General features: G+C 35.0%; 10 protein-coding genes. All 10 read right to left on the reverse strand.

Annotated elements, in window-relative coordinates; genetic code table 11:
* Position 1: 1 nt before the first annotated feature.
* Positions 2-1,390, reverse strand: a complete 1,389-nt coding sequence (locus JK636_RS02390; RefSeq protein ID WP_202747231.1) for an NAD(P)/FAD-dependent oxidoreductase — start codon at positions 1,388-1,390, stop codon at positions 2-4.
* A 255-nt stretch (positions 1,391-1,645) separates the two neighbouring features.
* Positions 1,646-2,341, reverse strand: a complete 696-nt coding sequence (locus JK636_RS02395; RefSeq protein ID WP_202747232.1) for a class II aldolase/adducin family protein — start codon at positions 2,339-2,341, stop codon at positions 1,646-1,648.
* Positions 2,342-2,599: 258 nt separating this feature from the next.
* On the reverse strand, positions 2,600-4,126 hold the full coding sequence (locus tag JK636_RS02400; RefSeq protein ID WP_338025713.1) for a rhamnulokinase: 1,527 nt from the start codon (positions 4,124-4,126) through the stop codon (positions 2,600-2,602).
* Positions 4,086-5,879, reverse strand: coding sequence for an L-fucose isomerase (locus JK636_RS02405; RefSeq protein WP_202747233.1), 1,794 nt, complete (start codon positions 5,877-5,879; stop codon positions 4,086-4,088). The genes JK636_RS02400 and JK636_RS02405 overlap by 41 nt, the downstream gene beginning before the upstream one ends.
* Positions 5,880-5,895: 16 nt before the next feature.
* Positions 5,896-6,321: an RbsD/FucU family protein gene (locus tag JK636_RS02410; RefSeq protein WP_202747234.1), complete on the reverse strand. Its 426-nt coding sequence runs from the start codon at positions 6,319-6,321 to the stop codon at positions 5,896-5,898.
* A gap of 140 nt (positions 6,322-6,461) precedes the next feature.
* A complete protein-coding gene (locus tag JK636_RS02415) occupies positions 6,462-7,466 on the reverse strand; it encodes a LacI family DNA-binding transcriptional regulator (RefSeq protein ID WP_202747235.1) in 1,005 nt (334 codons plus the stop codon).
* Between the two features lie 143 nt (positions 7,467-7,609).
* Positions 7,610-9,892, reverse strand: a complete 2,283-nt coding sequence (locus JK636_RS02420; protein ID WP_202747236.1) for a glycosyl hydrolase family 95 catalytic domain-containing protein — start codon at positions 9,890-9,892, stop codon at positions 7,610-7,612.
* A 104-nt stretch (positions 9,893-9,996) separates the two neighbouring features.
* A complete protein-coding gene (gene xylB, locus JK636_RS02425; protein WP_202747237.1) occupies positions 9,997-11,484 on the reverse strand; it encodes a xylulokinase in 1,488 nt (495 codons plus the stop codon).
* 28 nt (positions 11,485-11,512) lie between these two features.
* Positions 11,513-12,673 carry an ROK family transcriptional regulator gene (locus JK636_RS02430; protein ID WP_202747238.1) on the reverse strand — a complete coding sequence of 387 codons (1,161 nt, stop codon included), beginning with the start codon at positions 12,671-12,673 and terminating at the stop codon, positions 11,513-11,515.
* A 62-nt stretch (positions 12,674-12,735) separates the two neighbouring features.
* The gene (gene xylA, locus JK636_RS02435) at positions 12,736-14,055 is read right to left on the reverse strand and encodes a xylose isomerase (RefSeq protein WP_202747239.1); all 1,320 of its coding nucleotides are present in this window, start codon (positions 14,053-14,055) and stop codon (positions 12,736-12,738) included.
* Positions 14,056-14,170 lie beyond the last annotated feature (115 nt).

Consider the following 14,170-nt stretch of genomic DNA (forward strand, 5'->3'; position numbering starts at 1 on the left):
ATTAATTATCTCCTTTTTCTTCAAATTTATTGGCTACTATTCTTCCCACATAAACTCCACTTGCCGAAGCTTGGGATAAAGAATGAGTAACTCCTGAACCATCACCTAAAACATATAAGCCTTTTATTTTAGATTCTAAGTTATTATCTACTTCAACTTTTGAGTTGTAGAACTTAACCTCAACTCCATATAAAAGAGTATCTTCATTAGCTGTTCCAGGTGCTATTTTATCTAAAGCATAAATCATTTCTATAATATCGTCTAACTGTCTTTTAGGCAATACTAGGCTTAAATCACCAGGAGTAGCTTTCAAAGTAGGTCTTGTAAAACTCTTAGACATTCTGTGTTCATTAGTTCTTCTGCCGCTTACTAGATCTCCAAACCTTTGAACCAAAACACCGCCTCCAAGCATGTTGCTGAGCCTTGCTATGGATTCTCCATATTCATTGCTGTTCCTAAAGGGCTCTGTAAAATTATTTGATACTAATAGTGCAAAGTTTGTATTTTCAGTATGAAGTTCTGGATTTGAGTAGCTGTGTCCATTAACAGTAACTATGCCATTAGTATTCTCACTTACTACTTCTCCATGAGGATTCATACAGAAGGTTCTTACAAAATCAGAGTACTTCTTAGTCCTATAAACTATTTTACTTTCATACACATCACTTGTTATATGTTCAAAAACAGCAGCTGGAAGCTCTACTCTCACTCCTATATCTACTCTGCTGCTTTCTGTCTTTACTCCAAGTCTTTCACAAACTGAAGAAATCCATTTTGATCCTGATCGTCCTGTAGCAAGTATCAGATTATCGCACACGTACTCATTATTTTTTGTGTAAACAACAAATTCTTTATTCGTGTTACTTATATCTTGAACTTCAGTATTAAATACTATATCTAGCTTATCCTTTAAAAATTTATATATGTTATCCAAAATAACTAAATTTCTATCTGTTCCTAAGTGCCTTACCTTAGCATCTAAAAGGTGTAAATCATATTTTAAAGCTTCACTTTTAAGTTTTGAAGCAGCAGTTGAATATAATTTAGCTTCTGCTCCGCCCATGCTGCACAAAACCTCATCCACATAATACATAAGATTCATAGCTTCTTCATAGCCTACATATTTATATAAATCTCCACCAAAGTTATTTGTTATATTATACTTTCCGTCAGAGAGGCTTCCCGCTCCTCCGTAGCCATTCATTATATTGCAGGTCTTGCAGTGTATACAGGTCTTTATCTTGTTCCCATCTATAGGACATGTCCTTTTCTCAAGAGCATTTCCTTTTTCAATCATAATAATTTTAATGTTCGGATTTAACTTGACCATCTCATAAGCTGCGAATATTCCGCTAGCCCCTGCTCCAACAATAGCCACATCATATTTCATTAAAATCCCCTCCACACCATTAAGTATGTCATTTAACTACTCATTAATATTAACAGAGTAGATTTTACCAGTCAATATAAAATACGAATATTAATTTTAAGTTAACAATATTGTTCGTATATTTATTTTTATAAAAGTAAAAACCAGAATAATTCTACAAAGATGTAGTTTAAAATAATGTCTAAAAACAGAAAAACTGCGTTAATTTCAACACAGTTTTCCTGTTTTTTAACAACTATTTAATTATATACTCAATCAATTATCATGAGGATCATTTTCACATGAATCAGCTGGATGTCTTCCAGTTAATCCATAATGTTTTCTTAGTTCATATAGTTTAGCGACCTGCTCTTTATTCAATTCCCTTGCTCCACCTAACTGAGTTGAAATAGCTGTCAGCTTAGCATAAAACTCAAGTGACTCCATTTTATAATATGCAGTTATTAAATCAGCACCGTAGCTTAGTGCTCCATGATTTTCGAGTAATACTGCATCATAATGCTGCAGATATTTTTCAACAGCATCAGGTATTTCATTAGTTGAAGGAGCTCCGTATTCCGCTATTGGAACACTGCCTAAGGATATAACTGCCTCTGGCATAATTGCTTTATCAAGTGGTATCCCAGCTATAGCAAAGCTTGTAGCATAAGGCGGATGCGCATGTACTACTGACTTAACATCTGCTCTCTTTTCATAAACTCTTAAATGCATTTTAATTTCTGAAGAAGGTTTGTACTTGTCATTTGCAGATATTACTTCTCCCTTTAAATTAACTTTGCATATCATATCAGGAGTCATAAACCCCTTACTAACTCCTGTTGGAGTTGCTAAAATTTCATTATCGCTTATTCTTACAGTTATATTTCCATCATTTGCTGCAACAAATCCATTCATATAAATTCTTTTTCCAATTTCACAGATCTGCTGTTTAATTTCATCTTCAAAACTCATTTTTCTTTCCTCCTTTTAATCGGAAGCACTGAGTAATTTAAAACTCTCGCTCCGCTCGAAAATTACTCGTAAAAGTCCATTTAGGACTTTGTCTTGGACCACGGGGCAACCTAAGCACGCTCGCCTTCACTCGCAGGTTGCCCGTAAAAGTCCATTTAGGACTTTGTCTTGTACCACGGGGCAACCTAAGCACGCTCGCCTTCACTCGCAGGTTGCCCGTAAAAGTCCATTTAGGACTTTTACCTCCTTAAAGGTCATTTACTTATTTATTATTTTTAAAAACTTCTCATAATTAACTGTATATTTTTCATTATCTAATGGCTTATACTCTATAATCTCAAAGGAATTTATTATAATTTCTTTTCCGTGGGCAATGTTTTTAATTATACCAACCGCCTGTGCCTGCACAATTATGTTTCCAATAGCTGTTGCTTCTACCGGTCCAGCTATAACTTCTTTTCCTGTAACATTCGCAGTTAACTGACACAATAGTTTATCCTGTATTCCGCCTCCAACCATATGAATTGTATCTATCTTCCTCGAAGTTATTTCTTCCAGCTTTTCGATTGCCCATCTGTATTTTAAAGCAAGACTTTCCTCTACACATCTTACGATTTCGCCAATGGTTTCAGGCACAAATTGATTTGTATTTCTGCAGAATTCTCTTACTCTTTCAGGCATATTTCCCGGCGCATAAAACAAATCATTGTCCGGGTCTATAAAACACCGTCCCCCTGCTTCAGCTTCCGCCAATTGAACCATATCACTAAACCCTATGTTCTTACCTTCCCTTTCCCAAGCCCTTTTACACTCTTGAAGTATCCAAAGCCCCATTATGTTTTTTAGCAATAAAACTTTGTCGTTTACGCCGCCTTCATTTGTAAAGTTATATTGAAATACTTTTTCATTGATAATAGGCTTATCATTTTCTATTCCAAGCAAAGACCACGTGCCACTGCTTATGAACACATGATTTTCTCCAAGTCCAGGAACTGCAGCTGCTGCTGAAGCGGTATCATGGCCTCCTACTGCAATTACCTTAATTGGCGATATTCCGAGCTCCTTGCAAATGCTTTCTCTTAATATCCCGACTTGTTCTCCTGGCTTAATAATTGAGGTAAATATATATTTAGGAATATTTAATTTTTCTAAGGTTTCCTCGTTCCAATAAGAATTTTTATAGCTATATAGCTGAGTAGTTGTAACTTCTGTAAACTCTGATACCTTTTCTCCAGTTAACATATAGTTAATTAAATCCGGCATAAGCAAAAGTGTCTTTGCGTTATAAAGTTTTTTATCTTCATTTTCTATCATGGATAGCAGCTGATAAATTGTATTATAAGGCGCAAATTGAAGTCCTGTTTCCTTGAACAATTCCTCTTTTTTTATGTATTCAAAGCATTTTTCCATAATGTCCTGAGTTCTATCATCCCTATAATGATATGGGTTGCTCATTAGTTCTCCATCTTCATCTAAGAGTCCAAAATCCACACCCCAGGTATCTACTCCTATACTTTCTATATTGTAGCCCTGGTTTTTACACTTTAATATTCCTTGCTTTATTTCATGACAAAGCCTTAATATATCCCATTGAAGATGCTTTGAAAACATAACCGGTTCATTTAGAAACCTATGTATTTCTTTTAATGTAAGTCTATTATCTTTAAACTCCCCGACAAAAGCACGCCCACTACTTGCTCCAAGATCAAAGGCCAAAAATTGCAAACTGTCCCCAGCACCCATCTTATCCCCTCTTTCTTCCATAAAGAGGTCCAAAGTTTTCACAAGCTCTAAAATCCGCTCCTTCTCTATCCATTGTTCCAAATGCGTTCCATGTACTTGGTCTAAATATTCTATCTTCAGAAACATTATGCATGCATACTGGAATCCTAAGCATAGAAGCGAGAGTTATTAAGTCTGAACCTATATGTCCATAACTTATGGCACCATGATTTGCTCCCCAATTGTTCATTACGGAATACACATCTGTAAATGCACCTTTACCTGTTAATACTGGTGCAAACCAAGTTGTTGGCCATGATGGACTTGTACGTTTATCTAAGGCAGCATGTACATCCTCTGGCAGATCTACTGTATATCCTTCTGCTATTTGAAGCACTGGCCCTAATCCGTCAATGATATTTACTCTTGACATAGTTACAGGCATATTTCCTTTAGATAAGAAACAGGAAGAGAATCCGCCCCCTCTAAAGTATTCATATTCTGCTGCATCCCATTCTGTAGCATCCAGACATTTTTTCATTTCTTCTTCTGTAATTTCCCAAAACGGCTTCATTGCAGGCTTACCATCTTTACATTGCTGTCCTGTTGCATCTAAAGTAGTTGCTCCTGAATTAATTAAATGTATAATTCCATTCTTTGCATGTCCTTCTAGCTCTTTTCCCGATACTCGTTTTACTGCTTCTGGACTCCAATAGGTTCTTACATCCGAGAAAATTTGAGCAGTATTAGTTAATAGATGCCCAAACAGCATAGATGCTCCATTTAAGCTGTCATTTTCAGTAGCTAAAACAAAGGCTTCTCTTATTCCATTCCAGTCAAAGGATGAGCAAAGCATAGCCTCCATAAAGTCTCCATTTGGAAAATGATCAGTCCAATGTCTCTGTCCTTGGAAGCCTGCTGCTATAGCATTATGACCTTCACTTTCTTCAACAAAGCCCATTTCTGCAAGCTTTGGATTTCCAATCATTAAATCTCTTGCTATCAGGGTCATTTTTACAACAGTTTCCCAATCTCTATCCTTTTGTTCTTTTGTTTTTATGTACTCTGCTTTATTAATGTCTTTTCCTTCTTTGCAATTTTCCTTTGTCCATTTTAAAGCTCTTTCATATTCTTCCTTATCATAAATGCCTTCTTCAATTCTTCTTATAAACTCTGACATATCTACATATTCATTTCTCATTCCAAGATATTTTTGGAAGAAGCTTGAATCTACTATTGAACCCGCAATCCCCATTGAAACATTTCCTAAGGATAAATAAGACTTTCCCTTCATCATTGCAACAGCAAGTCCTGCTCTTGCAAATTGTAAAAGCTTAACCTTTACATCCTCTGGAATTTTATTATCATCTGTATCCTTTACATCTGTGCCATAGATTCCAAAGGCAGGTAATCCTTTTTGACTGTGTCCAGCAAGGGCTGCTGCTAAATAAACTGCACCTGGTCTTTCTGTACCATTGAAACCCCAGATCGCCTTTGGCATATGCGGATCCATATCTGTTGTTTCTGTACCATAGCACCAGCAAGGAGTTACACTAATGGTTAAACCTACCCCTTCTCTTGAAAATTTTTCTGCGCATCTTGCTGCTTCTGCAACACCGCCTATAGTAGTATCTGCTATAACACATTCAACCACTTCTCCACTTGGATATCTTAAATTTTCTTTTATAAGTTCTTCTACGGCTCTTGCCATATTCATTGTTTGTTGTTCTAAAGATTCTCTTACACCTTTTCTGCGGCCATCAATAATAGGTCTAATTCCTACCTTAGGTAAACTTCCATTTAATCTGTTACTCATTTTTAAATTTCCCCTCCTATACTACACCTTTTTTTAATATAATATTTGCATATAAAGCAGCTTCACTTGTTGCTATAACTGCATATGCATTTTTTGCTCTTTCATAAAATTCAAATCTCTCTATAAATTCAAATTCAGCAGCCTTTTCATCATGATTTTTAACTATTTCCTTATATTCCTCCCATATAGTAGGCTGAACTGTATCTCCAGGAACCACCTGCATTAAAGAAACAGGCTTTTGAGTATAAGGGTCTAGTGGGAAAAACTCTAGAATTGCATCCAGAAGTTCTGGAACATTATGCCCGTCACATCTAACTAATCTCTTTGTACAAGCTGCAGCCGGAAAGTTTCCATCCGCAATAACGATTTCATCTCCATGTCCCATCTCCATCATGATTTTCATTAAATCTGGCGATATAATCTTTGGAATATGCTTTAACATTCTTCAACCTCCTTTTATTTTAACGTTTTGCCTATTTATTTATATATAAAGCTAAACGTTTAGCTTTACATTTATAGGTATGCGTTTTTATCATTCATTATGTGAAAATAAAAACGCAAATTGTATACATATCTTTAAATTTAAATTAAAGCTTTTACAGAATCTTTAAATTCAACTTCAGCTTTCAATCTATCTATATGCGGAAACCCGCTTAAGTCCCCAGCAAGTCTTTTCAGTAAAACACTTGCTGCTGTTTCTCCAATTTCCTTCATAGGCTGCACTACTATAGATAGCGCAGGTTTAAAAATTCTAGCCATTTGAAGATTATCAAATCCAATTATAGAAAGTTCCTCTGGAATTACAATATTTTTTTCATTGATTGCTATAATTGCTCCTAGGGTCATATCATAATTTGTTACATAAACTGCCGTAGGTGGATTATCCATGTCTAAAAACTCCATCAAAATCTCGTACCCACTTTCCAGCTTGTAATCTCCATGCTTTATCAGCTGATCATCTACTTCCATAGAATAATCCTCATGTACCCTTAGATATCCCTTTAGTCTTTCCTGTGCAGTATACACTTCCTCAGGTCCACATATTATCCCTATTCTTTTATGTCCTTTTACAATAAGATGTTCTACTGCATCATAAGAAGCATTTAAATTGTCCACTAAGACCATATCGCAATTTATTGACTTTAATATTCTATCTATTGAAACAATAGGAATTCCCTTTTCTGATACCTCTTTAATATAACCATTATTTTCACCCAAAGGCATAATAATAAGTCCGTCTACCATTTTATTCATTAAGAACTCTAGTTTCTTTTTTTCTAATATAGCATCATCTCTATAATCGCATATAATGGTACTGTAACCATACTGAAGAAGTATATTCTCTATGCTGGATACAACACTAGTACAAAATATGTTTTCAAGAGATGGTATTAAAATACCTATAGTCTTCGTTTTACTTGTTTTTAATCCCCTGGCCAATTCATTTACTTTAAAATCAAGAGTTTTTATAGCCTCTTCGATGACCATTCTATTCTTTTCAAGAACATTTCCGCCATTAATAAATTTAGATATCGTAGCAATAGATAACCCTGTGTACTTAGCTACATCTTTTATCGTCGCTGCCATATATTCACCTACATTCACAAAACGTTTCGCTCTAATTCTATAGTATTGCTTTATTTTTCTATAGTCAATACTATTTTTATGATTCTCTTGAAACTATATGCACTTTATTTTCTCATAAAACAGTATTTTAAAATCATTGAAAATTAACTTTTTATTACTGTATATTCTTCACCCTTTTTAACACTGATATTAAATATATCTCCTGCTCTACAATCAATAATCTGTTTTTCTAAAGAATTTATTACAATAACTTTATCTTTTCCAAATGAATTCATTATCTGTAAATCGCCTGATTTTTCAACTTTCAGCTTTATATGTTTAACCTCTTCATTCTTCATTTCAGAAGAAATTAAAACTCCATTTTCACCTCTAAAATTTCTGAATGAAACACCTTCCTTTTTCCATGCATCAGGAACTGCAGGAAACACTCTAATTACTCCGCTATTTGTCTGCAAAAGCATTTCCTGCAATGCATCCGCTGCACACATATTGGCTTCCAGGGTAAAAGGTCTGTAGTGAAAAGAAGATATTCCTCGCCTTTTAAAATCACCGTTCAGATGAAATCCATTCTGTGAACAAAGATTCTCCCAAAAAAGTTTTAACTGATAAGCAGCGCCCTCTCCATTGCCTTGAACCGCATAAAGCTCCGACATCCATGTGAATGAAAATCCTACCCAACAGCCTGTACCCAATACTTCAAGATCTTCTACTGTAGCATCGATAATCTGTTTGTCTCTATCACATCCGTTATAGTCCATGAGATAAAGAGGATGTATAGCCATTGCATGTGAAAAATGTCTATGGCTTTTAGTAAGTGATTCATTCGGGCTTAACATCAATACATTATGTTCATTTACTGCAAGTCCAGGTAATCTGTTAACTATTTCCTGCCACTTTTTTATGTCATCGTTATTTAGTATACTAGACATTTCATAAAGAGTCTTAAATAGGTATTTAAGCAGAGCCAAATCGTAATTACTATTTGGAGTGAGCCAAGCCTTAAGGCTGTCATCATGTAATTCTGGAGAACTAGACAATGGCAATATCAATTTATCGTCTTTATCGCTCTCAAGCCATCTCAGTATACAAAGAGCTGTCTCTTTGAAATAGGGATAGGCCTTTTCTCCTAAGAACTCATCATCTCCAGTAAATCTCCAATGCTTTTCAAAGGACTGACATAGCCAAATTTGATTTGTAAGATTTATGCTGTACATTGGCCAGCCTCCTAAAGCCTTACCATCAATACTCATTACAGAAGGCAAGCAAAGCCCGGGAGCATCAAAGAATGTCTTTGCAAATTTTCGTGCTTGAGGCACAAGGTTCCATAAAAAATCAATAAAGCTTTCTCCTTCTTCCATGTGATTTGCTTTAAAATAATGATAATAGCTCATCTGAGTGTTAAGGTCATTATGATAATCCCCCTTCCATGGGGGAAGCTGTCTATTATCAGCAGTCCATACGCCCTGCAGCGGCATTGGCGGTGCCCCTTTTCTCGAACATGATCCAAAAAGATAATTTGTTAAATACCATTGTTTTTCAAATTCTTTATCAGGCAAGAAAATGGAACTCTTTTGCCAATAATTTTCCCACCATCCAGCATGTTCTTTAAAGTTTTTATCAAACCCATTTTTCAATGCATTTATCACCCTGTTTTTTGCTTCCTCCAGCCAGTCCTTGGTAGAATCATTATTTGAGGCAATGTAATAGCACAATTCAAGTCTGTCTTCCACTTTCTTCTGTGCTAGAACTATACCATACTCTAGTCCTTCATTAGTCTTCTGTACAAACCAATTAAGAGAATCTTCTTCTTCCCATTCTACTGGAGGATACTTAAGCTGTTTAAGAGAACTATTTGATATCCCTTTTTCAGAAAGTATATTATCTATTTCATTTTCTTTTCTTACACCAAACTTTGGTGCTGTAATTTTCACCTCTGGCATTACTGCATCTCCAGTTATAACTATATATCCAAATGCTTTTGATGCATGAAGAAATGTTTTTATTTGAGAACATTTTGCTCCAAAATACAGTTTTACTTCAGCCAATGCACTTTCAAGTGATAGGCAGCTTTTTACCCTATCAGCAGCTGCTCCATAATTTATCTCAAGCTTGCCTGCAGGAATTTTTGTAGGCGTTACCCTTGAATAACAGTCATCAAATTTTTTTCTTATTCCTTCCTCATCTTGATTTTTCACTAATCTTATCAACTCTTTATATGTAAAATCTGTATCAAGAGTTTCAGGGGCTGGTGTTGTATCCCATAAATCCCCTCTGTCAAGGCTTAAGCTAATAGGATTACCGTCTCCCCATAAAAGACATCCTATAAGTCCGTTTCCCAATGGCAGCGCTTCATCCCAATTCATTATAGGGTTCTCAAAAAATAAATCATGCCTTTTGTCAGGTATTTCAATATTCAATAATTCCATTTTTCTCCCCCTTATATCTTATTCTTATCAACATTTTTGGAATTCAAGTTGCAAAAAATAATCTATAAAAGGCTATGGGAGAATTCCAATAGCCTTTTATCTTACTATGATATTTCGTTAAATGTATCCTTAAGCCTACTATATAGACTACTATATACCCTATACATTCTTTCATATTTATCTATATTCATTTTATTTGGATAAACACTTTCTGTAACTTTAATCAACTTACTACAAGCTTCATTTACAGAATCAAATTTTCCTGCTCCTACTGCAGCAAGTATAGCCGCTCCATAGGATGGTCCATCCACTGAATTTATCATATCTATTCTTGTCTCAAATATATCCGCAAGTATTTGTCTCCAAAGCTTGCTCTTAGCTCCACCACCACTAACTCTTACTTCATTAATAGGAATATTTAAGTTTCTAACAAGCTCTAAAGAATCTTTAAGTCCAAAAGCTACTCCTTCTAAAATAGCCCTAGTCATATGAGCCCTAGTATGAGTTATATTAAGTCCTATAAAACATCCTTTTGCGTAAGGGTCACTATAGGGTGTTCTTTCTCCCATCAGATAAGGTAAGAATATTAATCCTTCGCTGCCTGCCGGTATCTTCTCAGCTTCATATAATAATTCGTCAAATGTCTTTGAATTGCCTTTATTTACAGCTTCTACCCACCATTTTAAGCATGAAGCTGCAGATAACATAACTCCCATCACATGCCATTCATCATTGGCATGACAGAAAGAATGTAATCTATTTTCGCTATCCACAGCATATTCTTTTTGAGAAGCAAAAACAACACCTGAGGTTCCCATTGCAACGGAAATAATTCCACTTTCAACAGTTCCAGTACCAACGGCTCCTGCAGCCTGATCTCCTGCGCCGCCTACTACAAGAGTTCCTTCCTCAAGTCCAGTCTCTAGGGCTGCTTCCTTAGAAATACTTCCAGTTACCTGTGATGATTCATAGCATTTTGGCAGCAAGTCTTCAGAGATTTTTAAAGCATTCAACATTTCTTTAGACCATACTCTATTTTCCACATCAAAAAGAAGTGTTCCAGAAGCATCGGATACATCTGTAGCATACTCCCCAGTTAATTTAAACCTTATGTAATCCTTAGGAAGCAGTATATGGCTAACTTTAGAATACACTTCTTGTCTATGCTTCTTAATCCATAATATCTTAGGCGCTGTAAAACCTGTTAATGCCTTATTTCCTGTATATTTAGAAAGCTTATCCTTGCCTACTACTTCTGTAATATACTCACATTCCTCGCCCGTTCTCTGGTCACACCAAAGTATTGCAGGCATTAATACCTTATCATTTTCATCTAATGTAACTAGTCCATGCATCTGTCCGCTAAAACCAATGGATTTTATAGTTTTTCCATTTATTTGTTTCTTTTCAATTAGTTCTTTTATCCCCTCTTTTGTTGCATTCCACCAATCCTCTGGATTTTGCTCTGCCCATCCTTGTTCTGGATAAAATACTGGATACTCCTTAGACAAGCTGGCAATTACCTTTCCTTCTTCATCCATCACAATTATTTTTACTGAGGACGTACCTAAATCAATTCCTAAAAAATTCATTTTCCCACCTCCATAACCAGTGAAAATACTATATTTTTCCGAACCCAAAATTTTTTAAAATAGGTATTAGCGCTGCTCCCAATATATTAGAATCACTTCCTAATGCAGAAAATAATATTTCTACATCACCTTCATTATAAAATTGGTTATTATTAAAAATTTTAGCTACAAGCTTACTTTGAAATACTTCAGAATACTTACTAATCTCTCCGCCTATTACTATATAATCTGGATTAAAAATAAAATTTAAATTTCCTATTCCTTCTGCTAAATCTTCAATGTATGCTTCGATAACCTTAGCCGCTGAGGAATCTCCTCTTTGGAATTTCTCGATAATTTCTCCTATATTTGAAGTTTTTATATTTGTAACTTCGTAATAGTCATTAATAAGAGCTCTATTAGATGCATAGGTCTCAAAGCATCCTCTTTTACCACAATTACATGCTCTTCCATTTTTATATATAGTCATGTGACCTATCTCACCTGCACGCATACCTTTTCCCTTATACATGCTTTCATTGATTAAAATTCCCGCGCCTACACCCTCAGTAATAGATACATAGATTAAATTGGTAAGATCTTTTGCAACACCTAACTTAGATTCTCCTAATGCTCCGGCATTAGCTTCATTTTCTAAATAAATAGGTACATTAAAATAATCCTGAAATTCTTTAAAATATAGATTCTTTAGCTTAAAATTAGTTGCAATTTCAAGTTTTAACTCTGCTTCATTTACAATTCCAGGCAGAGAAAATCCTATTCCCAAAAGCTTTCCATTTATATTTTCATTACTCTCGAACATTTCTTTAATTAAGCATTTCATCTTATCTAAAACTTCATCTTCATTTATAACGTCCAAAGCTTTTCTTTTATCTTCAATAATCTTACCATCTAAGTCTGTGAGCACAGCTCTAGCATATTCTTTTCCTAACTCTAAGCCTATGCTAAATCTAGAATTAGGCAAAAATCTTATTATAACAGGCTTTCTTCCTCCTGTTGAGGTTGCCATTCCTGCTTCAAGAACCATGCCTTCTTCAATAAGTTCCCCTACTATTGTTGTCACAGTAGGAACACTTATATCAAGTTTTCTTGATATTTCAAGCTTAGTAAGTTCTCTTTCCTTAGCTAGAAGCTTAATTATTCTCTTTTTATTATTAGTTTTTATATCACTATTCTCTATTACTTGCATATTTTCACCACTTTTAAATATAATGTAGAGGCAATTTTCTGCCTCTACATTATATTACACCATTATTCATTGAATATATATTGATTTAATATAGCTTCTAACATTTCTTGTCTTCCTGACTTATTTTTTATGCAGCTATTATTTAATGCATACTGCTCCAAGGCTTCAAAGTTTGTCTTTCCTTCTACTATATCCTTGCCTATGCCTTCTGTGAAACTCTTATATCTGTCTTCTACAAACTTTTCTAATTCTCCACCTTGTAAAAGCTTATGAGCAACCTTTAGCCCCTTAGCAAGAGTGTCCATACCAGCTATATATCCTAAGAATAAATCTTCAGCTTCAAAGGATGCTCTTCTTACCTTAGCATCAAAATTAAGACCTCCTGGAGCTATGCCTCCATTTTTAAAGACTTCATACATAAGAAGTGTTGCATCATATATATTTGTTGGAAACTGATCCGTATCCCATCCAAGCAGCATATCTCCTTGATTAATGTCTAGACTTCCTAATATTCCATTGATTCTAGCTAATGCAACTTCATGCTGGAAGGTATGTCCTGCAAGAGTAGCATGATTCGCCTCGATATTAACTTTAAAATATTTATCCAAATCATATTTCTTTAAGAAAGCCATAACAGTAGCTACATCAAAATCATATTGATGCTTTGTTGGCTCCTTTGGTTTTGGCTCAATTAAGAATTGTCCAGTAAAATCAATTTTCTTAGCATAGTCTACAGCCATGTGGAAGAATCTAGCCAGATTATCCTGTTCAAGCTTCATATCTGTATTTAATAGTGTTTCATAGCCTTCTCTTCCACCCCAAAATACATAATTTTCTCCGCCAAGCTCTTTAGTAATCTCAAGAGCCTTTTTTACCTGTGCACCGGCATAAGCATATACATCTGCATTACAGGTTGTAGCTGCACCATGTACAAATCTTGGATTAGAGAACATATTAGCAGTTCCCCAAAGTAACTTTTTATTATATCTTTCCATTAATTCTTTGCAGTAAGCTACTATTTCATCAAGATTCTTGTTGGTTTCAGCGAGGTCTTTTCCCTCTGGTGCAATATCTCTATCGTGGAAAGCAAAATAATCTATTCCTAACTTATCCATAAATTCAAAAGCTGCTTCCATTCTAATTTTAGCTAGCTTCATAGCATCTTTTTCACCAGTCCAAGGTCTTTCCATGGTTCCAACACCAAAAGGATCTTGTCCTTCACCAGTCAATGTATGCCAGTAGGACATGGTAAATCTAAGCTGCTCCTTCATAGTTTTACCGCCTACTATTTCTTCTGGATTATAGTACTTGAAAGCTAAAGGATTCTTTGAATCCTTACCTTCATATTTAATTTTTGATATATTCGTAAAGTGCTCTGTCATTTTATTTCCACCATCCCTTTTACTTACTATAATTTAATTGTATTCCTTACCCAATACTTTTTCAAGTAGTTTTAAAAAGTATTTTAATAATTTATTTAAGACGGATTTACTCTAG

Origin of the sequence: Clostridium rhizosphaerae, from assembly GCF_016765585.1 — a bacterium.
In the GTDB taxonomy this organism is placed as follows: Bacteria; Bacillota; Clostridia; order Clostridiales; family Clostridiaceae; genus Clostridium_AT; species Clostridium_AT rhizosphaerae.

What these genes read in the sequence shown, in the direction of transcription:
- JK636_RS02390 (WP_202747231.1), bottom strand. Translation starts at nt 1,390, where the DNA reads ATGAAATATGATGTGGCTATTGTTGGAGCAGGGGCTAGCGGAATATTC.
- JK636_RS02395 (WP_202747232.1), bottom strand. Translation starts at nt 2,341, where the DNA reads ATGAGTTTTGAAGATGAAATTAAACAGCAGATCTGTGAAATTGGAAAA.
- JK636_RS02410 (WP_202747234.1), bottom strand. Translation starts at nt 6,321, where the DNA reads ATGTTAAAGCATATTCCAAAGATTATATCGCCAGATTTAATGAAAATC.
- JK636_RS02430 (WP_202747238.1), bottom strand. Translation starts at nt 12,673, where the DNA reads ATGCAAGTAATAGAGAATAGTGATATAAAAACTAATAATAAAAAGAGA.
- JK636_RS02420 (WP_202747236.1), bottom strand. Translation starts at nt 9,892, where the DNA reads ATGGAATTATTGAATATTGAAATACCTGACAAAAGGCATGATTTATTT.
- JK636_RS02405 (WP_202747233.1), bottom strand. Translation starts at nt 5,879, where the DNA reads ATGAGTAACAGATTAAATGGAAGTTTACCTAAGGTAGGAATTAGACCT.
- JK636_RS02415 (WP_202747235.1), bottom strand. Translation starts at nt 7,466, where the DNA reads ATGGCAGCGACGATAAAAGATGTAGCTAAGTACACAGGGTTATCTATT.
- xylB (WP_202747237.1), bottom strand. Translation starts at nt 11,484, where the DNA reads ATGAATTTTTTAGGAATTGATTTAGGTACGTCCTCAGTAAAAATAATT.
- xylA (WP_202747239.1), bottom strand. Translation starts at nt 14,055, where the DNA reads ATGACAGAGCACTTTACGAATATATCAAAAATTAAATATGAAGGTAAG.